Origin of the sequence: Clostridium sp. AWRP, from assembly GCF_004006395.2 — a bacterium.
In the GTDB taxonomy this organism is placed as follows: domain Bacteria; phylum Bacillota; class Clostridia; order Clostridiales; family Clostridiaceae; genus Clostridium_B.
Window position 1 is genome coordinate 2,713,500 of record NZ_CP029758.2, and the last position, 22,792, is coordinate 2,736,291.

General features: G+C 32.5%; 15 protein-coding genes and 1 riboswitch. All 15 genes read right to left on the reverse strand.

The window, feature by feature from the left end:
* Positions 1–16 precede the first annotated feature (16 nt).
* The 15 genes from trsS to DMR38_RS12415 all read right to left on the reverse strand — a co-directional run bounded on the left by trsS (position 17) and on the right by DMR38_RS12415 (position 22,160).
* Entirely contained in the window at positions 17–1,405 is a 1,389-nt protein-coding gene (gene trsS / locus DMR38_RS12345; protein ID WP_127721605.1) for a radical SAM (seleno)protein TrsS, read from the reverse strand.
* Positions 1,402–1,863, reverse strand: coding sequence for a DVU_1555 family C-GCAxxG-C-C protein (locus tag DMR38_RS12350; RefSeq protein WP_127721606.1), 462 nt, complete (start codon positions 1,861–1,863; stop codon positions 1,402–1,404). The genes trsS and DMR38_RS12350 overlap by 4 nt, the downstream gene beginning before the upstream one ends.
* A complete protein-coding gene (gene trsM, locus DMR38_RS12355) occupies positions 1,856–2,590 on the reverse strand; it encodes a DVU_1556 family methyltransferase (RefSeq protein WP_127721607.1) in 735 nt (244 codons plus the stop codon). The genes DMR38_RS12350 and trsM overlap by 8 nt, the downstream gene beginning before the upstream one ends.
* Positions 2,590–2,796, reverse strand: a complete 207-nt coding sequence (locus DMR38_RS12360; protein WP_013239059.1) for a DVU_1557 family redox protein — start codon at positions 2,794–2,796, stop codon at positions 2,590–2,592. Before DMR38_RS12360 ends, trsM begins: the two co-directional genes overlap by 1 nt.
* Before the next feature lie 2 nt (positions 2,797–2,798).
* A complete protein-coding gene (locus DMR38_RS12365; RefSeq protein ID WP_127721608.1) occupies positions 2,799–5,072 on the reverse strand; it encodes a pyridine nucleotide-disulfide oxidoreductase/dicluster-binding protein in 2,274 nt (757 codons plus the stop codon).
* A 214-nt stretch (positions 5,073–5,286) separates the two neighbouring features.
* On the reverse strand, positions 5,287–8,016 hold the full coding sequence (locus DMR38_RS12370; protein WP_127721609.1) for a molybdopterin-dependent aldehyde oxidoreductase: 2,730 nt from the start codon (positions 8,014–8,016) through the stop codon (positions 5,287–5,289).
* 338 nt (positions 8,017–8,354) lie between these two features.
* Complete coding sequence (locus tag DMR38_RS12375; protein WP_127721610.1) at positions 8,355–10,250, reverse strand: sigma 54-interacting transcriptional regulator; 1,896 nt, start codon at positions 10,248–10,250, stop codon at positions 8,355–8,357.
* A 427-nt stretch (positions 10,251–10,677) separates the two neighbouring features.
* The gene (gcvPB, locus tag DMR38_RS12380) at positions 10,678–12,138 is read right to left on the reverse strand and encodes an aminomethyl-transferring glycine dehydrogenase subunit GcvPB (RefSeq protein ID WP_127721611.1); all 1,461 of its coding nucleotides are present in this window, start codon (positions 12,136–12,138) and stop codon (positions 10,678–10,680) included.
* Entirely contained in the window at positions 12,138–13,481 is a 1,344-nt protein-coding gene (gcvPA, locus tag DMR38_RS12385) for an aminomethyl-transferring glycine dehydrogenase subunit GcvPA (RefSeq protein ID WP_127721612.1), read from the reverse strand. Before gcvPA ends, gcvPB begins: the two co-directional genes overlap by 1 nt.
* Before the next feature lie 5 nt (positions 13,482–13,486).
* Entirely contained in the window at positions 13,487–13,867 is a 381-nt protein-coding gene (gene gcvH / locus DMR38_RS12390) for a glycine cleavage system protein GcvH (RefSeq protein WP_127721613.1), read from the reverse strand.
* 16 nt (positions 13,868–13,883) lie between these two features.
* Positions 13,884–14,990, reverse strand: coding sequence for a glycine cleavage system aminomethyltransferase GcvT (gcvT, locus tag DMR38_RS12395; protein ID WP_127721614.1), 1,107 nt, complete (start codon positions 14,988–14,990; stop codon positions 13,884–13,886).
* Positions 14,991–15,056: 66 nt separating this feature from the next.
* Positions 15,057–15,150, reverse strand: a riboswitch (glycine riboswitch).
* A gap of 168 nt (positions 15,151–15,318) precedes the next feature.
* Positions 15,319–16,587: an NAD(P)-dependent oxidoreductase gene (locus tag DMR38_RS12400; protein ID WP_127721615.1), complete on the reverse strand. Its 1,269-nt coding sequence runs from the start codon at positions 16,585–16,587 to the stop codon at positions 15,319–15,321.
* Between the two features lie 437 nt (positions 16,588–17,024).
* Complete coding sequence (locus DMR38_RS12405; RefSeq protein ID WP_127721616.1) at positions 17,025–19,319, reverse strand: hydratase; 2,295 nt, start codon at positions 19,317–19,319, stop codon at positions 17,025–17,027.
* Positions 19,320–19,361: 42 nt separating this feature from the next.
* Positions 19,362–20,195: a DUF6282 family protein gene (locus tag DMR38_RS12410; RefSeq protein WP_127721617.1), complete on the reverse strand. Its 834-nt coding sequence runs from the start codon at positions 20,193–20,195 to the stop codon at positions 19,362–19,364.
* 570 nt (positions 20,196–20,765) lie between these two features.
* Positions 20,766–22,160 carry a gluconate:H+ symporter gene (locus tag DMR38_RS12415; RefSeq protein WP_127721618.1) on the reverse strand — a complete coding sequence of 465 codons (1,395 nt, stop codon included), beginning with the start codon at positions 22,158–22,160 and terminating at the stop codon, positions 20,766–20,768.
* Positions 22,161–22,792 lie beyond the last annotated feature (632 nt).

Below are 22,792 nucleotides of genomic sequence, written 5' to 3' on the forward strand. Positions count from 1 at the left end.
TTTCTTCATCAACTATCTATGCTTCAAGGGATGTCATTTTCATTTTGACTTTGCAATTTCTATAAATATAATTTCCTCCTGCATCTGTAATATTGTACATACAAAATGGTATAAGTTTTCCTTCTTCACTTACTACATGAATACAGCAGTCCTTCACTCTTTCCAAATCCACATTCCAGATATCTTGAAATGCCATGCCAGATATACTGAAAGAATAATTATTTATGTTGTATAATATCTTATCCCAACTATCAATTTTACTAAACTTCACCTTTGTATTAGGATTAGTTACTTTTCTAGAAGACCAGTTTCGTGAAACAAATTCCTTGGCTTTTCTTGCCCCCTCTTCTGCCTTCTCATTTTTGCTGCAGCAGCCTTTAGAATTATTTGTAACATTTATTAATTCCTTTTTATCTTTATATATATAATTGCCATGAAAAGAACAAAGTGCATTTTCACATCCAGGAGGTTTCATGCTTTCTATTTTAAATTTTCCAGATGTTTGTTTTTCTATATTTTCCATGATTTCAGGGAGGGTAATTCTTTGTTCTTCTTTGGGAATCGATGGTACCCTTCCGAAATAACTCACAGGTTGAAAATGTACTCCCCTTACTGCAGGCATATTATTCAATCCAAAATTTATGATTTCTCCTATATTATCCTCATTTATTCCAGGAACTATAGTCGGCACGAGAACTACACCTATATTATGCTTTCTACAGTTTTCTATAGCCTTCACCTTAATGTTCAAAAGTTCAGCTCCCCTTAATTTTCTATATATCAAATCCGTTGTACCATCAAATTGTAAAAAAATAGAACTAAGTCCTGATATCTTTAATTTTTTAACATAATCCTCATCTTGTGCCATACGTATACCATTGGTATTCACCTGTATGAACTTGAATCCAAGTTTCCTCCCTAATTTTATTATATCGGGCAAATCATCTCTAATAGTAGGTTCTCCCCCTGACAACTGTACATTGCAACCTCCAGAAGATTCCATTAATTTTTCATACATAAATTTTATTTTTTCTATGGGAATATCTTCTTCCTTACCTGCATAAGAATCTGCAAAACAAAATTTACATTTTAAATTACACCTTTGAGTAACTTCTATTAAACCTGTACATGTATGCTGCCTATGCTCACTGCAAAGGCCGCAGTCAAATGGGCATCCTTTTTCAACCTTTGTAGAAGGATTTTTTATATAAGCCCTTTTCTTATTCCTAACCCATGTTTTCATGGGAATACTACCTTTCCACAAAATAGTTCTAAATTGTCCGTGATCTGGGCAATATTTTTCCATATAAACTTTACTACCATCCAAAACTTTTTTTGCATCAATCTTTTTTAAACAAATTGGACATAAACTTTGAGTTTCAGAAATTATATCTTCACTTTTCACACATCATCATCCCTATCTCCAAAATCATATCCATATTTACATATTATCTGTTGAATCTTTTCATAATTTTTGAGAAGTATTTCTCCGCACTTCACAGGATAATTTATATTGCCATTTTCATCACTTATTCTTTGAATTCCTATTATATCTCTACACTCAGTACTTTCAAATTCTTCTTTAAACCAATTTATATATTCACTTAACATGGGCTGAAAATTTTCACTATGACATTCTCTTGGCTCACCTTTTCCTGCATAAAGTCCTATAACTGCTATGCCTCCAGTTAAAATTCCACATACTTTTTCATCGGAACCAAGTCCTCCACAAAATCCATTTAAAGCCTTTATCAAATCTGTATTCTCTATTTCTTCATCTTCTAAAGCCAATTTAAGAATTATTTGAGTACAGCAAAATCCCGATGAAGCTAATTTGTATATACGGAAAGCAGTATCATTCATAACATTCATCCTCCTTTTTCGCTATCATTATAAAATAGCCAGGCTTACAATTTTTTAATAGCTGCTGAAATTCACAACCATCTATAGAACAGCTAGATACTTTATTCCAAAAAATGCTCATGGATCCATAAGTAAATATTGTCTTTACCATAAGTTCTTTTAACATATCACTGCAATCTTCCAAAAGTTCTACATGAAAACCTATATTTTCAACTGTATTTTTAAGTTCATCTAAATTATGAAGACCTCTCATACAACTATTAACTGAAATCTCATGAAGTTTATGGATAAATTCAGTTTTTCTTGCATACACATCTGTAATAATAAACCACCCACCAGGTTTCAATATTCTAAAGACATCCCCTATAACATTATTTAAATTTTCCATAAGGGAAAGGGTACATTCTGCAAAAACCCCATTGAATTCTGCATTATAAAATGGAATTTTTTCACCTTTCCCACAGACAAATTTTAAATTTTTATATATTTTTTTACCTTTGTTTATTAACTTTTGAGAAGGATCAAGGCCAACTGCACTTATATTATATTTTTCACACAAATAATTTAATGTAGCTCCCGTACCGCAGCCTAAATCCATTACAGAATCTTTTGAAGAAAGTTTGCAAAATTTCACTGCTTTATCTGTCAATGTAAATCCCCCAGGCCTTAGAGTCTCTCCTGTAATATTTTTCATATCATCACTCTCATAAGCATTACAGCATTTCATTATTTATCCTCCAGTCCTTTTTCCACCTCCAGCATTTTACCTAAGGCTAAATCTTCCTCTATAATTACCATCTTGCACTTAGGACACTGCATAAGCTCAACTTCAAAATTTCCACCAAGATAACAAACTTTTACCTTTTTAAGTTCTAATTCTTTACTACACTTATCACAAATCCATGGAGTTGTTCCTTCTTTGATAACATTCATAATTATTCCTCCACTATTTCCATTCTGTGACTATACACACTTTTCACTAAAATTTCATCCTTGCCTCTTTCATATTCTACCCAATAAGTTACATTACTAATTCTAAGTCTGCATAAATAATGTGAATTTTCAGGATTAAAAAATCTTTCTTTATTTTTTTCGGCATTATCTATAGCTTTTTCTATATCGTCAAGTAAAATCAGTCTATCTTTCATTTGATTTTGAACATTATCAGGTATGTTTAATTTAAACTCATAATGCTCTATTAAATCATTTACTTCCTCATTCCACAGTTCTTTCAAAAGTTTAATTTTAAGAAGTGTTCTATTTTCACGCTTGCGTGAAAGAGTAGGTATTTTTCTTAAAGCAGCTTTTTCTAAATCATCGCTGTAAATTAAATCTAAAATATGAAAAGTTTTTTTACCCTCATCTATAAATAAATCCTTACACATTGAACAATAAACTAAATAATCCAGGTTACTTTCATTTATTCTATCTTTTATAAAGTCCTTTGATTGTTCCTTATTTGCAAAATACACAAGTCCGCCATAACCACAGCATTTAGTTTTTTCTTTTGAAAATTTAAGCTCTTTTATTTTATACCCCAGGGAAGTTGCTACATTTCGTATACTTTCTTGAATTTCTTTATTATATCTAGTTGAACATGCATCATGTACAGTCAATGTATTGTTTTCCTCTATTTTATTGCCCTCAGGCACTCCATACTTATCCATAACTTCCCATAGAGATATGAATTTCATATCCCCCATATATTTTTCAAACATACTGTAACAGCTGGAACAGGCTAAAATGAAAGTTGGTTTTCCTGCCTCTTCCCACTTATTTCGTATATCCTTTATATTTTTCTCAAGTAAATCCTGTCTTCCAGCCCAATCTGCTGGTGCACCGCAGCAGCCCAGCATTATTCCAACTCCATCTTTGATATTTTCCATAAGATATTTATATATTTCAGGTATATATTCCGGAGAAGATGCCGGCAATTGACATCCTGGATAAAACATATATTTAACTTTTTCATATCCTGGCTGATTTTTTACCATTGAAAAATATTTGCTATTGCTGAATTCCATATCCTTAAGTGCAAAATCATGAGCTGATACAGGCATTTTTTCTCTTTCTACCATACTTTCACGAGTTTCTTGTATTATATCCTTCATATCTAAATTAGAAGGACATACTTCACCGCAAAGTCCACAAAGAGTACAGGAATTAATCATTTCATTTGCATAATGATCTCCTAATATTATAACTTCATTGTGATTTATTTGCCTTATATATTTTTTAGGTGTAACATCATATTTTCTTAAGTGAACACAAACATTTGAACACTCTGTACACTGACATTTTATACATCTGCCTGCTTCTTTAATGGCTTCTTGTTTATTATATTCTAAAGAATTTTTTTTAATTGCCTCTACTCTTTCTATATCATCTAATTTAAGTTTTAAAGGTGTATCATAAGCACCTTCATTTTCTCTTGCCACTGTAAGAGAAATTTTTTGAAGATACCTATCAATAGATATGACCGCTCTTCTTCCAGAGCTTATTGAAAATATAACTGAATTGTTTTGATTTACAATTCTTCCTCCTGCAAACAAAGAACTATCTTCTACTTGATAAGTTTGTGTGTTTACTTTTAAATCTTTTTTCCAAACACCTGTTCCTATATAAACTGCATCATAGTTATTTACTATTTCTTCTAATTTCTTTTCATCTACAAATTCATTGAACTTAATTTTTATACCTTCCTTATTCATTACTGTCAATTCTTCTTCTATTGTTTCCTTGGAAAGTTCATCTCCTTGAAATTCCCATATCCTGCCGCCTATCTTATCACTTTTTTCATAAATAGTAACCTGATATCCTTTTTTATCTAAATCAAAAGCAGCTGTAATGCCGCTTATACCTGCACCTATTACTGCCACTTTTTTCCCATTCTTAGGTATTGGGATTGTTCTTTTTTTAGAAGAAAGACCTATTTTTACTACGGCTTTTTCAAGTTCATGTATATTTACAGATCCACCTAATTTATTTCTTACGCATGCCTTTTCACAAGGGTGATCACATATACTTCCTACTATTCTAGTAAAAGGCATCTTTTTAGCCATAACCTTATAAGCTTTTTTAAAATCATCTTGCTCTATTGCATCAATGAAAGTTTTTACATCCACGTGTATAGGACATGCAGATATACATGCTGAAGGTTTATCTGCAATACATAAATTCTCTTTATCTAACAATTTATTTAAATCCATATAACTCCTTCCCCCTTTTTAAATAAAAATGAACCAGAAACTATGAAAACATTATCCTGTAATTTTTAACATCAATAGATTTCTTTCCATCAGATGGAATTTTAATTCCACCTGATGGCTATTAACAGACCTTTCAGTCTTTTTAGCTCTTAGAAATCATTATCCAATTACTTGTTTCTGATTCATTTAGAGAGATATTTAAATTGTTTTCTTACTATTTTTCTAATTCTTTAAGTGCAGCTAATACCTTTTCTGGACGTGCAGGTAATTTTGTTATCTGAACTCCACAAGCATCATAAATTGCATTAATTATAGAAGCATGAGGTGCTGAAAGCGGCATTTCACCTGCACCTGAAGCACCATAAGGGCCATTTGGTCTTGGTGTTTCTTGATATATTATTTGTATATCATCAGGTACGTCTCTAATTTGTGGTATTCCACAGCCTGTAAGTGTAGTATGTTTCTTTAAATCTTCAAAATCCTCACTTAAAGCAAGTCCTATACCTTGTGCTAAAGCACCATACATTTGGCCATCAACTACCAGTTTATTTACTATAGTTCCTACATCTGATATCATAGTAAGTTTTTCTACCTTAACTTTTCCCGTAGTAGTATCTACTTCTACCTCTGACATAAGGACACCATACATATAAGTTGGGAATGGATTTCCTTGACCAGTTGCTGGATCAGGAGCTGTACAAGGTGCTGTCCATTTTCCAGCATATTTTAAAGGTTTTTTTGCAGCTACCATTTCATCATAACTCATGTAAGTGCCATCGTCCTTTTTCATAGCTGCTAGTAAGTTTTCGCAAGCAACTCTAGTAGCATTTCCTGTTAAAACGTTAGAACGACTTCCACCTGAAGGACCGCTGTCTGGAGTAAACTCCATATCATTCATAACTAACTTGATATCTTCTGGCTCTAATCCTAAAGGTCTTAAAGTTTCATGAGCTATAGTTAAAGTTCCCATGTCAGCTCCTTGACCGTGATCCTGCCAGGAGTTTCCTACAGTAACTCCTTCTGCAGTTAATTCTGCCCATGCATTTGAGCTATCTGGGCCATCAAGGCCGCAGCCATAAATTAATAAGGCAGTTCCTACTCCATATTTTTTATCTCCAGAGTTAACATTCTTATTTTTAACTCTTTCCTTGGCTTCTTTATATAATGGGAATAACGTTTCAATCATAGTTGGCAGACATATTACATCTGGATCACAACCTGTAGGGGTTTTATCTCCTTCTCTATAAACATTTTTATATCTCAATTCAAGAGGATCAACACCCATCTTCTTAGCCATTTTGTCTACTAAAACTTCTGAAGAAAATAAACTTTGTGGTGAACCATATCCTCTAAATGCTGAACCCCAAGCATGGTTTGTAGCAACTGTTCTTCCTTCTCCTCTTATATTTGGAATATTGTATCCGGCACCTATAAATTGTGAACCTCTTGTAGTTAAAAGATCACCAAATTCACAATATGGACCATGATCACAAGACCAATCACTTTCTAATGCAGTAAATTTTCCATCCTTATCAGCACCTAATTTAACATGCATAAAGAAAGGTGACCTTTTCCCAGTATAAGTTATTTGCTGATACATATTAAACTCAAGATATACTGGTCTTTTAGTTACTAAAGCAGCTACACCTAAAAGGCCTTCCATTGTTGGACTAAATTTATATCCAAAAGTACCACCTGTAGGATTTTGAACTATATAAAGATCATCTAAAGGTACTCCTATACCGTCAGCTACCATAGCTGCATGACAATGAAGTGCTACACTCTTTGAATGTATAATTAACTTTCCATCTTCATTAATATATGCACATCCAACATCTGGTTCAAGTGGAAGATGCGGCTGCCTTCCTACATATGAATCATCTTCAACAACATATTCTAATTTATCCATCAAAGGTGCTGTATCTTCGCCCTTTACAGTACCACATTCAAAATAAATATTTGGTGTTCCAGGATGAATTTCTATAGCATCCTCAGCCATAGCTGCTGGTGCACTCATATATGCCGGAAGCTCTTCTATTTCAACTTTTACTTTTTTTGCTGCTGCTTCTGCTTGGCATGGTGTATCTGCAAGTACCATAGCTATTGCATCACCAAATTGGAAAATCTTTTTATCATTTAATATAGGTCTTTCAAGTCCATCACCTTTATTTGTAGGGAAAGCCAATCCATTTATTCTATTTGTACCCGGTACATCTTTATAGGTTAGTACTCTATAAACTCCCTCCATTTTTTCTGCTTCTGAAGTATCTATAGATAATATGTTTGCATGAGATACTGTAGCCTGTACTAGCTTAATGTGTAATGTACCTTCTGGCATCTTTAATCCTAAATCTGCTCCAAAATCCCAGTTTCCTGTTACTTTTGCAAGAGCAGAAGGACGTATAGCATCTGAACCTAAAAGGCTTTTTCCCTTTGGAAGCTTATACCATAATTCTTCTTTTGTTACTTCACCACGCATAAGTCTTGCTGCTTCCATTACTGCATCAACTAATGGCTTATATCCTGTACATCTGCACACATTTCTGTGTTTTTGGAACCAGGCTCTAACATCTTCTCTTGATGGATTACTATTGTGCTCAAGTAATACTTTAGCTGAAATTATAAATCCAGGTGTGCAATAACCACACTGTGCTGCACCGTGAACCATCCATGCTAACTGCAGTGGATGAAGATGTTTTTCATCGCCAACTCCTTCTATAGTTATAATTTCTGCTTCATCTGGAACCCTTTTCATCTTAGTTATACAAGATCTTACTACTTTACCATTCAAAATTACGGAGCAAGCACCACATTCTCCTTTTCTACATCCAACCTTTGTTCCAGTAAGAAATGCTTGTTTTCTTAAAGCATCTGCCAAAGATCCCTCTGGATCTGCTATAATAGTCCTTTTAACTCCATTAATAATTAAATACTTTTTTAGCATACTATACCTCCTCAATTTTCACCTACAACTTGTAATTTAAGTGACATTCATATTACAAATTGCAGATGTGTTTTAATGTTGGTCGAAATATTTAATGTTACTATTTATATAAGCAATAAGTATGCCAATGTTGAAAGTGTCCAAATTAGGTAGTGTTTTTATGATGCTTATTATGTTGTGTTCATTTTTAGATCAAAGTAATCAAAAAGTGGTGTTCATTTTTTGATTAGTGTTCGATTTTTAGTCATTTTTTTCTTTTCTCATATAAAAACATAATTATAGGGCTGCCAACAATATATTTGCTGGTAAGCCCTCTATATTTTTTCGAATAAAAAATATTACATTTGTATATTATACTTTTTTATCTTGCTGTATAGAGTATTTCTCCTTATACCAAGTGCTTTTGCTGAATGGGTTATATTCCCCTTAAACTTCTTCAATACCTTAATTACATGTTCTTTTTCCATATAATCTAGCTTTAAACACTCATCACTAATATCCACAAGTACCTCATTATCACAGTCTTCTTCCGTAAAATAACCTGCTGGTATGGATTCAGTGTTTATAATTAGTTCAACCAAATTTTCCAATTCTCTTATATTCCCGGGCCAGTTATAGTTAATCATTTTCTTCAAGTATTCTTCTGATATAACCGGCTCCTTTTTATTTAACTTTTGTGCTATATTCTTAACAAAATGTTGAATAAGAAGGGGTATATCCCTCTTTCTTTCTCTAAGTGGAGGTAAGAATAAAGGCAGCACATTTAATCTATAATATAAATCTTTTCTAAATCTTCCAGCTTCTACTTCTTTTTTTAAATCTCTGTTTGTCACAGCTATAATTCTTACATCTACAGGTATAAACTTTGAGCTCCCAATTCTCGTTATTACGCCTTCCTGTACAACTCTTAGGAGCTTTGTCTGCATATCAAGGGGCATTTCTCCAATTTCATCCAGCATTATAGTTCCGCCATCTGCCAATTCAAATTTTCCAAGGTTGCCTCCCTTTTTGGCTCCTGTAAAAGCTCCTTCTTCATATCCAAAAAGCTCTGACTCTATAAGCTGTTTAGGGATGGCACCACAATTTAAAGCTACAAATGGTCCATCTACCCTTCTGCTGTAATTATGAATTGATTGTGCAAACACTTCTTTTCCCGTACCACTTTCCCCCATTATAAGTATAGTTGATTTACTATCTGAAATCTTTTTTGCATAATTTACTACTTTTGTAAAGTTTTCATCCTGACCCATTATTTTACCAAAAGTATAGTAAGCCTGGCCATTATTTTTTTTATTTACCTTTTTTAATTTCTCAAAAACATAAACTATCTCAATATTATCATCATCACAATTGTATATTGAACTAGTAGTTACTTGATACTGAATCTTATTTCTTAGTGCAACCATAATTGTTTCTTTTGAAGTACTTTCTCCTAAATATATAGGTGTTTTTATATTATTCCAGTTTTCTATAATATCTTCCATATTGTTTGTCTCTAACTTATTACCCCTTATGCCAAACATATCCTGTGCCTTTTTATTGCAAATTTTTATCTTGCCATTTATATCCGAGGTTATTATAGCAACAGGGCTGGAATTAAATATATTTTTTATATGCTTGTAATTCATATCTTGAATCTTATTGTACTCTTCTACTTTAAGCATTTCTTCTATAGCATTTGACGCTGCTATAACCATACCAAGGGTATGGGAATGTACAAACTCAATATATCCAGTAAGATTCAATACACCTATAAGTTTTCCTTTATTATCTTTTATAGGTGCCGCAGAACACGTCCACCTATGATATGCATTAATAAAATGATCATCTCCAGAAATTTGAACTGGCAGCTTACTTTTTATAACTACACTCATAGCATTTGTTCCAATATTTTCTTCATTCATAAAAGCTCCCGGTATCATTTTTAAAGAAAAGGCTTCTTCGAGTATTTTTTCATCACCTAATGCATTTAATATGCATCCTTCTCCGTCTGTAAGTAATACAAAAAAATTAAATCCTTTTACAAAATTAATCAACTGCTCCATATAAGGTGCTGCAGTCAATATTAAATTTCTGTTAGCTGCAAATCTTTTCTGTAATTCAGCATCATGTATTATTTTTTTACTAAATACCTGGTGTGAATCAATACTGAACTCTTTACATCTTCTATGTGAATGTTCTATATACGGCTTAGATACAACTGCATTGCCCAATTTACAAATAGCTGCATTCATTATAATCCCCCCGTCATAATAACAATTTCTAATTCACCTTATATATAATTACCATGAAAATCAAATGTTTTAGTAATATTTAAATTTAGAATCATTATTTATTTATAAGCAATATATATGCCATTGTCTAAAATGTCCAAATTAGGTAGTTTCTTTTATATTTTTATTATATATGTTCATTTTTTAATCAAATCAATCAAAAAATAGTGTTCGTTTTTTGACTACAGTTCGTTTTTTGAACATGGTTTTATATTGTCACTTATTTACAGCCTTCGGTCCCACTCTATGTAAAATTAAATATACAAGTTTTCTAGCTAAAAATAAACTTATGCCACACTTTCTAACTTAAAAATCACCTTATATGTAGGCATATAAGGTGATTTTTTGCTTAGGAATTCTATATAAGTTTATTTTTCGTTTAGAAACTCTACTTAGCTTTATTCCACTTAACTACAGGTTTTCTTGCTGCTTTTACTTCATCTAATCTTTTAATTATAGTTGTATTTGGTGCTGATTTTACTATGTCGGGATTTTCCTTAGCCTCTTTTGCAATGCTTATCATATCGTCTATGAATTCGTCCAGTGTTTCCAACTTTTCATTTTCTGTAGGTTCTATCATCATCGCTTCTTTTACGATTAATGGAAAATATATAGTTGGAGGGTGGTATCCATAGTCCAAAAGTCTTTTTGCCACATCCATGGTTGTAACTCCATTTTCATCTTCTTTCAAACCGCCAAGTACACATTCATGTTTACAAACTGTATCTATTGGTATATTATAATAATCCTTAAGTCTTTCCTTTATATAATTGGCATTTAAGACTGCATCTTCACTAACTTCCCTTAGTCCATCTGCTCCCATACTCAAAATATAGGAAAATGCCTTTACCATAACTCCAAAGTTTCCATAAAAGCTCCTTACTTTTCCTATGGAATAAGGTTTGTCATAATCTAAATAATATTTATCTTCGTCTTTAGAAACTACAGGAACAGGTAAAAATTCCATAAGTTGCTTCTTAACTCCTATAGGCCCGCTTCCTGGTCCGCCGCCGCCATGAGGTGTGGAAAAGGTCTTGTGAAGGTTCATATGACATACATCAAATCCCATATCTCCAGGTCTTGTCTTTCCCATATTGGCATTCATGTTAGCGCCATCATAGTAAAGGAGTCCCCCGGCTTCATGAACAAGTTTTGCTATTTCCATAATATTTTTTTCAAAAAGTCCAAGTGTATTTGGATTTGTAAGCATAAGTCCTGCTACTTCATCACTTAATATGGATTTCAAAGATTCAATGTCCACTGTTCCATCTTCATCCGATTTCACTTCTATTATTTTAAACCCTGCACAAGAAGCTGAAGCTGGGTTTGTACCATGAGCTGAATCAGGAACTATAATCTTTTTTCTCTTAAAATCTCCCCTTTTTTCATGGTAAGCTTTTATAATCATAAGTCCTGAAAGTTCTCCATGAGCTCCTGCTGCCGGCTGAAGAGATACAGTTTCAAAGCCTGTTATTTCAGCAAGTTTTTGACTTAATTCATACATAAGTCTTAAAGCTCCCTGGGTAGTCTCTTCTGGCTGATAGGGATGAAGCTGCGTAAACTCCTTAAAATCTGCCATATCTTCATTTATTTTAGGATTATACTTCATTGTACAGGAACCAAGAGGATAAAATCCTGTATCCACACCAAAGTTTTTATTAGAAAGCAGTGTAAAATGTCTTATTACATCTACTTCACTTACTTCTGGAAGCTCAGGCTCCTCTTTGCCTATAAATTCTTCAGGCAGCAATTTTTCAATACCTTCTTCTGGTACGTCACATTTAGGAAGGGAGTAGGCCTTTCTGCCTTCTTTGGAAAGTTCAAAAATAAGTTTGTTATACTCTTTCATTACTCAATTCCCTCCAATACAGAAGTTAATTTATCAATTTCATTCTTTGTCCTCTTTTCAGTGACACATAAAAGCATGGAATTTTTATAAGAAGGATATTGTTTCTCAACATCATATCCACCTAATATTTTATTTTCAAGCAGTGTCTTATTTATATCTTGTACTGAATTTTTTGAAGCAACTACAAATTCATTGAAAAATGGTTTGTCAAATACAGCTTTGTATTTTCCGCTTTCAGTAAGTTTTTTAAATGCATAATGAGATTTTTGAACATTTTGATAAGCTACTTCTTTAATTCCCTTTTTACCTAAGGTAGTTAAATATATAAGTGCTGTCAGTGCATTTAGTGCTTCATTGGAGCATATATTTGAAGAAGCCTTTTCACGTCTTATATGCTGCTCTCTTGCCTGAAGTGTTAGTACATAGCCTCTCTTACCTTCTGAATCCGTAGTTTCACCCACAATTCTTCCTGGAATCTTTCTCAAATATTTTTTAGTAGTAATTAAAAATCCAAGATAAGGGCCGCCGTAATTCATACTGTTTCCAAGAGATTGTCCTTCACCTACAACTACATCTGCTCCATATTCTCCAGGACTCTTTAATACTCCAAGAGAAATAGGATCACAAAATACTATTAAAAGGGATTTATTATCGTGAACATACTTCTCCACATCCTGCAGCTCTTCTAGTAGTCCTAAAAAATTTGGTGTTTGAACTATAACTGCTGCTGTATCCTTATTAATCTCGCCTTTAAGTTTTTCTATATCAGTAACTCCACCTGCTTCATCTATTTCTATTAGATTTAAATTTTTAAATCTCAAATAGGTTTTAAGAACCTTTCTAACTTCAGGATTTAAAGTTTTTGAGGCAACTATATTTTTACGTCTTGTCACATTTGCAGCCATTTGTGCTGCTTCCACACAAGCTGTAGCTCCATCATACATTGAAGCATTTGAAACTTCCATACCTGTTAAATTAGCCATAACCGTCTGGTACTCAAATATAGTCTGAAGTGTACCCTGGCTTATTTCAGCTTGATAAGGAGTATAGGCAGTATAAAACTCAGACCTTGACGTTATGTGCTTTATCACAGAAGGTATATAGTGGTCATAAACTCCTGCACCTAAAAAGCAGGTTAGATCATCCAAGCTTTTATTTGATTTTGCAATGTCTTTAATGTAGGATTCCACCTCAAGCTCGGACATTCCATCATTTATATTCAATTTTCTATTTAAACGAACACTTTCTGGTATATCAGAAAACAGATCATCTATGCTGCTTACTCCTATTTTCTCCAGCATAATTTTCTTGTCTTCTTCTGTAAGTGGTAAATAAGGATGCATATAAATCACTCCTTATCACATATTTTTTCATAGTTTGCTGCATCAAGTAAGTCTTTCAATTCCGATTCATCTGATACTTCAATTGAAATTATCCAGTTTTTATAAGGATCTTCATTGAGACCCTCAGGACTATCTACAAGTTCCTCATTTACTTCTAATACCTTACCTGAAACTGGAATGCACAAATCTGACGCTGCCTTTACAGATTCGACTGTTCCAAATACATCACCTTTTGAGAATTCTGAATCCACTTCAGGAAGTTCAACAAAAACAATCTCTCCTAAAGAATCTTGGGCAAAATCTGTAATGCCAACATAAGCTTTGTCCCCATCAACTTTTATCCATTCATGATCTTTTGAATACAATAATTCCTTTATAGTTTTCATTTATAAATCCTCCCCGCTATTTGTTATAATTTTTATTATAAAATTTTTTACTAACTACTTCCGCCTTTAAAAGCTTATTCCTCACCTTTATAGAAATAGAAGTTCCAATGGGTGCGTATTTAGAATCAATTAAAGCAAAACCTATATTTTTATTTAAAGAAGGTGAGCGATATCCAGTGGTTACTTCTCCTATTTTCTTATTCTCTGCAAAAACTTCATATCCGTGCCTTGAAATTCCTCTTTCCTTCATTTCAAAACCAACTATTTTTCTCTTTAGTCCTTCTTTTTTCTGCTTTACAAGAGCATCCTTACCTATAAAATTGTCCTTATCCAATTTTACAAAAATTCCTATACCTGCTTCAAGAGGTGTAATCGAGTCAGACAATTCATTTCCATAAAGAGGCAAGCTAACTTCAAATCTCAAAGTATCCCTTGCACCAAGTCCTGCTGGTTTTATGCCATCTTCCTTACCAGTTTCCAGAATTTTGTCCCATAGATACTCTGCATTTTCAGTCCCTGAGTAAATTTCAAATCCATCTTCTCCTGTATATCCTGTCCTTGAAACCATGCACTTTTTTCCTGCAACTAGTACATCTTTTTTAAAGAAATAGAACTTGATGCTATTTAAATCTGTATCCGTCAATTTTTGAAGTATTTTTTGTGCATTTGGTCCCTGAATTGCAAGCTGTATAATTGAAGGAGATATATTTTTTATATCCACCTGAAAATTTCCCTTATTTTTTTTCATCCAATCAATATCTTTATCCGTATTTGCAGCATTTATTACGAGAAAAAAGTGCTCATTTGTAAATTTATAAACAAGTATATCATCTACTATTCCACCTTCTGGATAGCACATAGGTGTATATAATATTTGATTTTCTTTAATCTTAGCTGCATCATTTGTTATTAAATTTTGAACAAATTCTAGTGCATCTTTTCCTGTTATATCTGCTTCTCCCATATGTGAGACATCAAATAATCCTGCTTTTTTACGCACTGCTTGATGTTCAGCTGTTATGCATTCAAATTGAACCGGCATATCCCATCCTGCAAAATCTATTATTTTTGCACCGTATTTCTTATAGGCATCAAACAGCGGAGTTTTCTTTAATTCTTCCATAACATAAGACCCCCTTCATATTTTTACGCATTAAAAAAGGATATGGAGACTATTTACCCAATAGTCCACATATCCTCTGTTTTTTTACCTGAGAGTTTCGATATTACATATCTTTCACCTTTGGTACTGCTTTTTTAGCAGCTTTTTCAGAGTTTTGTCCCACAGCGCTCCCTTTACCTGAAAGTTTTTGATATAACCGTGGCGGTATATCATTGCTTCTTCGGTCAACAACTAGATGTTATCTCGCACTGTATTCATCCAATTTATATACTTTTTACTACATTATTAATATACACCTTAAGATATGGAATTTCAATAAAAATATTTTTTAATTTTTATCTGAATTTTCAAATCTTTTATCCATAGTATTTATATATTCTTCCATAGCATTTACAAGATGTTTTGAAACCTCTACTGCTTCAACAACAGTTTTGGCACCTGTTACCACATCACCTGATGCAAAAACCCCAGACCTTGTAGTTCTTCCTGAATCATCTGTTTGTATAAGGCCTCTGGAATTCACTTCTATTCCTTCAGAATTGTTTACTATATTTGCCTTAGGCCCCTGGCCTACAGCAATTATTATAGAATCTGCATTAAAAAGCTTTTCTTCCTCATCTTTTAGCATTACTTTCTTTTTTCCGGTATTTTCATCAAATGATACTTCAGTTGGAACTATTTTAATTCCATCATCTGTTATTTCAACTGGTGCCATTTTATAGAGAAATTTCACTCCATCAAGTTTGGCATAATCGATTTCTATATTATCTGCTCCTGCATGTTCTTCATCACTTCTTGCAATTATAGTTACGTCATTTGATCCATTTCTAATTATGGTCCTTGCAGCATCCATAGCAACATTTCCTGCACCTATAACTGCAACTTTATCTCCCAAATTATAGGACTCAGGATTCTTAAGATAATCTATGGCATAATTCACATTTCCATAAGTTTCTCCTTTAAGTCCCAAGTTCCTTGGGCTCCACACTCCTGTTCCTATATAAACCGCCCTGTATCCATCCCTAAACAAATCTTCAACAGTTATAACAGGACCTATAAGAGTATTAGGCCTTATCTTAACTCCCATATGGAAAAGTTTATCTTTAAGCCTGTCCAAAATATCTTTTGGAAGTCTAAATGCAGGTATTCCGTATCTCAAAACTCCTCCTATATCTTCATGGGATTCAAATATAGTCACATCATATCCCTTTCTTGCCATTATAAAAGCAATACTCAATCCTGCTGGACCTGATCCTACTACTGCAATTTTTTTATTCAACTTTTTTATATCAGCTGACGTTATAAAATTAAGATAAAAGTCCGATATATATTTTTCGATAAGTCCAAACTTTATAGGAGTTCCTTTTTTACCAAGCACGCAATGGCCTTCACAAAACTTTTCATGTGGACAAACTTGTGAACAAATAGCTGACATGGGATTATTTTTAAAAAGAAGTTTCCCGGCTTCCTTTATTTTGTTCTCTTTAAAAAGTTTTATTACTTCATTTATAGGGGTACTTACAGGGCATCCTTTTTTACATTGGGGCACTTTACATCCAATACATCTATTAGCTTCACCAAAAACAATTTTATCCAATTCTTTTTCCTCCCTTGTGTGTAAACAAACTCTATAATGTTTTATTTACCATCTGTACTATTTTTTATCAACATTCTGTGCTAATATTTATATTACATATATATAATCATATATAATAAAAATTCTCAATGCTTATTATCTGTATCTATATTATTAATCTTCTGTATTTCTTAATTCATCTTAAAAATACTTCAGATTTCATAAGATTTATAATAGTTATCATGCACAACGAGCACCCCTATTTTCTTCCTGACTTTTGTAAAATTGCCTCAAAATAATAATTTATTGTATTTTAAATAAAAAGCTGCATTAGCTTGAAGTTAATCCTCCATCCAATGCAGCTTTTCAGTTATATTCTAAATATTAATCATACATTTATCGTTCACAACAATATTTCTGTTAAAACTTTTATTACCAATTAAATCTATTACACTAGATTATTTATCTGTTTTATTATAATTTATTAAACATCCATCTAACAATATATTTACTTCCTTCTCAGTAAGTTTGTCAATTTTTACACTGAACTTTTTGAGACTCCCCTTTACCACATAAGCATCTATTTCAGATGGTCTCTCAGCAACAGCCTTTCTTATATTAGGAATAAATATATAATCACCGCATTCAAATTGTGGTTCATCTTCCATAACAAAAGGAAGTATACCCCAATTAATCAAATTTGAACGATATCTTTTAGTAGCATATTCTCTTGCAATATTAGCATATCCGCCTAAAACTTTTTGACAGCTGGCTGCCTGTTCTCTAGCAGAACCATCTCCAGGCTTTACTGCATATATCATGCTTCCTATACCTGTATTACTTGTATTTATATTGCCAAACTCCTCTTTTATTACACTAAATACTTTTTCTAGATCCCTATTTGCATCAAAAGGAGACTTTCCTGCAAGTCTATCTTTTTCTGATTTTTGAATCTGTTTTGATCTTCCAACATATTCAGGATCCTTACGCGATAGTGTAAACTCTGAAAGCTTTAATGGATTTGACCTATAAGAAGATGTATCTCCTGAAGGTATCAATTCATCTGTTGTAGTTACAGGATCTTTGATTAAAGAACACACTTTTAGTATTAAGTTATCTGAAAGCTCAGGCATATCCGGCCAGTTCTTTATATTAGGTCCAAATCTTAATTCCACATCACTATTTCCTTTATCAAAAGCATTATAAACACGGTTATCATAAATCGTCTTATTAAAATAATATTTAGGTATATTGTAATCTACATCTAAATCTGTAGCTGCTGTAACAAATCCTTTGTTAGCAGCTGTTGCTGCTATTGAACGTGCATCCATAAGTGCCACATAAGAAAGCTGATCATCATTAGGTTTTGAGCCTTCACGATTAGGGAAGTTTCTAGTTGTATGTCTTATGCTGAGTGAATTATTAGAAGGTGTATCTCCTCCTCCAAAACATGGTCCACAGAAAGCTGTCTTAACTATTGCTCCTGTCTGCATCAATTCTGCAGCAATTCCGTTTTGAGCTAAGCTATAATAAACAGGCTGACTGGAAGGATAAACATTTAATGTAAACTCATCATTTCCAATAGATTTTCCCTTTAATATGCTGGAAGCTTCACAAATATTTTCATAGTTACCTCCAGCACATCCTGCTATACATCCTTGTTCTACATATAATCTATTATCTCTTATCTTTTCTTTTAAAGAAAAATCAAGATTTTTGTTAGACATTCTCCTTCTAGCATCTTTTTCTACTTTATCCAATATATCATAAAGGTTTGCATTAAGATCTTCAATAGTGTATACGTTACTTGGGTGGAAAGGCATTGCTATCATAGATTTTATTTTTGACAAATCAACATATACAATTCCATCATAATATGCAGCACTTCCAGGATTTAATTCTTTATAGTCCTCTTTTCTTCCATGTAATTCAAGGTAATCACAAACTTTGCTGTCAGTTTTCCATATGGAAGTCAAACATGTAGTTTCAGTAGTCATTACATCAATGCCAGTTCTGTATTCTACAGATAAGTTTTCTATTCCAGGTCCTACAAATTCCATTACCTTGTTTTTAACAAAGCCATTCTTAAATACTTCACCAATTATAGACAAGGCAACATCCTGTGGTCCTATACCCTTTTGTGGTTTCCCTGTTAAATAAATTCCTATAACTCCAGGATAGGATATATCATATGTTTGAGACAGCAGTTGTTTAACAAGTTCTCCGCCGCCTTCACCTATTGCCATTGTACCAAGTGCTCCGTAACGGGTATGACTGTCTGATCCTAAAATCATCTTTCCACAACCTGCCATCATCTCACGCATATACTGATGAATAACCGCTAAGTGAGGTGGAACATATATTCCTCCATATTTCTTTGCAGCAGATAATCCAAATAAATGGTCGTCTTCATTAATTGTTCCACCAACAGCACAGAGACTATTGTGGCAATTAGTAAGCACATATGGTATTGGGAATTTTGTAAGCCCACTGGCACGAGATGTTTGTATAATTCCTACAAAAGTGATGTCATGAGAAGCAAGAGCATCAAATTTAATATTTAAGTTTACATTATCTTTTGATTTATTATGATTCTGCAGTATAGAATAAGTTATAGTTTGTTTTTTAGCTTCTTCCTTGTTAACATAATCTTTTCCTAATTTTGCTTTAAGTTTTTCATTGCATTCTTTATTGTCAAAGTACAATTCTTCTCCATTTAATAAATATGCACCTTCGTCATATAATTTAATCATAATTTCCTCCCTGTCATAATGTAATAAAATTTCATTTACTGCCTAATCAAGACCTAACATTTTTGCTGGGTATATTTTTGTCATATTATTAACAGCTTCTTCAGATAATCCTGAATTTTTCAAAAACGATATATACTCGTATAATTCTTCACTCCACACAGGATTCTCAACCTGGCCTCCATCAGTGGATATGATTGTGGATTCATATCCTAAACTTTCAATTGCTCTCAAATTTATTGAAAAATTCTTCTCATATTTACCATTTACACGGTGTGCGTAACATCTTTCAAAATACACCCCATATTTTATTAGTGCTCTTTGATCATCCAAAGACATATCTACAGTAGGCCATTCAGGGTGATTTATTAAAATTTTCTTTACACCTATTTCCTTTGCTTTTTCAACAACCACTCTAATTTCATATGGCGATAAGTGACCTGTAGCCAGAACAACATTATGCTTTGCAATTAACTTTAAAATTTCTACAAGTTCAGAAACAATCTGTCCATTATTAATTACTTCAACACCATCTGACATTCCTTTTTGTTTACGTTCATTAGCAGCAAATGACGTTGGTAACCAAATAATTTTTGCATTCATTTTAATAGCATTTTCTACTGCTGCAATATTCAGTCCTCCCATTTGAGGGTTTAAAACAATTCCACCAAACACATGAATTCCTTTAACTAATTGTTGTGCAATCCATGCTCTATCCATTGTAGGTACTACATGTGATTTTAAAACAACAGCACGTGCACCAACTCTCTTTGCTTCCTTTACTAGTTCAATGTCATTTAACCTTCTTTCTCTAATATCAGGTGCAGTATGGATATGTAAATCAATAACATCTTCTAAAGCATTATCTTTGCATTTCATTTTTTCCTCCTGTATTAACTAATTTTATTTGTAATATATATCTAAGCAAATGTTTACACTTTACATATTAATACATGTTCCTATTTACCAAAAATCAGAATAGAATATTTCACCAGCCAATAGATATATACTTAATTTTTAAATTATTTCATTACGATTTAATGATATCAGATTCATTTTGCAAAGTCAACATTAGTTTGCATTTTATACAAATGTTTTAAGATTATTTTCTAAAACAGGCTATATATTAATATTAATCTTTATATTTTAAATTTTGTATATTATTATTGAAACAATTGTTACTATTTTATACTTTTGTAAATAGTCCCATTTTCTTTACTTGTAAAATTCAAAATCAGCCATAAAATACTAATTTAATTAAAATACATACTTTATTATGTAAAATTGTAATTTGTTTGTATGTTTATGGTAGAAAAGTTATATAAGATAAAAAGGATGGAACTTTATATTAGTTAAGATTCCATTCCTTTTTAATACTTTCGTTCAATTTTAATATGATCTATTGATATTCAGCATAGGCAAGTAAAAATTCTCATCCTCTTTAATCTTTTAAAAACGAGGCAGAAAATTCAACAACAGTGTCATTGCCAATCCAACCAATCCTACAATTGATTGGACCATCGTAATAGTTTTAAAGGTTTCACCCATTGACATACTAAATGACTCCTTTACTAACCAAAAACCTGCATGATTTGCATAGTTAAAGAATAATGATCCTGAACCAATGGCAATTACTAGTAATTCCTTGCTAATGCTTGGATTAGCCGCAGCAAGCGGTGCTAACAAGCCAGTTGCACCAACAATACCAACAGTAGCAGAACCTGTTGAGACAGATAATAAAGCAGCAACCAGCCATCCTAATAAAATAGGAGAAACATGTATTCCAGATGAAAGGTGATTGATAGCGACTCCAACATTAGAATTAGTAAGTACCTTTGCAAAGGCGCCACCACCAGCTATAATTAATAAGACATTAGCAATTGGTTTTAGACTAGCGCCGAGTTCATCATGAAGTTTTTTTGTATCTACTCCCTTTGCATATCCAAAACATATCATTCCTACTAATAGACCGATTAATAAGGCCATTATTGGATTACCAATGAATCCTGTTATTTTATTCAACAATACCGCTTTTTTAAAGGATGTTTTTGCAAGTGCATCGGTAAGCATCAGTAACATTGGCAATAATGCAACGATAAATGAACTTGCTGATGAAACACCTAAGTCTGAAGTTTTTTCTTGTGAATCAATTGAAGATGCTGCATATAGCTCTAGCAGTTGTTTATCAGGACGAACTGTCATACGTGGTGCAATAAATTCGCCATATACTGGTCCTGCAATAATTGCTGCAGGGATTGCACAAATAATACCATAAATCAATGTAACCCCAAGATTTGCTTTGATACCTGCAATAGCAGTCAAAGGACCAGGGTGCGGCGGAACCATACCATGCATTGTTGCCAAAGCTGCTATAACCGGAACCCCAATATGAATATATGCTGATCCTTTTAGATTCCCTTGCTTTTCAAGTTTTGCAGCAACACTAAACACTATTGGTAAAAGCATAATTAGCCCTACTTCAAAGAACATTGGAATTCCAATAATAAACGCCACTCCACACATAAACCATGGTAAAGTTTTGTTACTAGAACCTTTTAAGATTGTTGAAGCAATTTTGTCACTTGCGCCCGAAACACTTAATAGTTTTCCTATCATTGCCCCAAGTGCAACTTGCAATCCCACACCTCCTAGTGTACCACCAGCACCATCTGTAATTGATTTTACTATTTTATTCATATCTAGACCAGCTGTAAGTCCTACACCAACTGAAACTACTAATAGAGCTACCATAGCATGAAAATGTAATTTTGAAACAATGAGAAGTACCAACAATATAACGCTGCATAATGCAATAGTAAGCAATAAAATATCATGATTTGTCATTAAATATTCACCTCTTATTAAATTTTAATATTGTATTAGAAAACTCATAAGAATTCATTTTCTACATCACCACCACTGGTGATTCTTTTATCCCACATAATCACTTTATGTTATTTAAATTTTCAATTATATCCCCATATAAATTTAAGAACATATTAATATGTTTTTGTAGTAACGTTTACATTGAAAATAAAACCATGCTTAATTGTATTTAATCTTCAATTGATTCCTATGCAATTTAGTATTAACACAGGTTATTAATTTGTACATTAGTTCATAAAATCAATTTCAAATATAATGTAAAATTGTTTTCAAATATGTAGATATATATCTAATTTTGCAATCATTTGACTACGATTTCATAATAACAGATTTAATTAGCAAAGTCAACATTAGTTTACATATTATACAAATGTTTTAAAATTATCCTGTAAAATTAGTATTATACGAATTTTAGCCTTTACATAATAGTATTATTATATCATTAGTGAAACAAGAGTTAACTTTATATACTTTTGTGTTAAACTTGCATGATTTACTTATAAAATTCAAAATTGATGGCAAGATATTAGTTAGCTAAAATATTTATTTAATTACATAAAATTGTAAATTAAATTTTTAAGGTTCCCCCA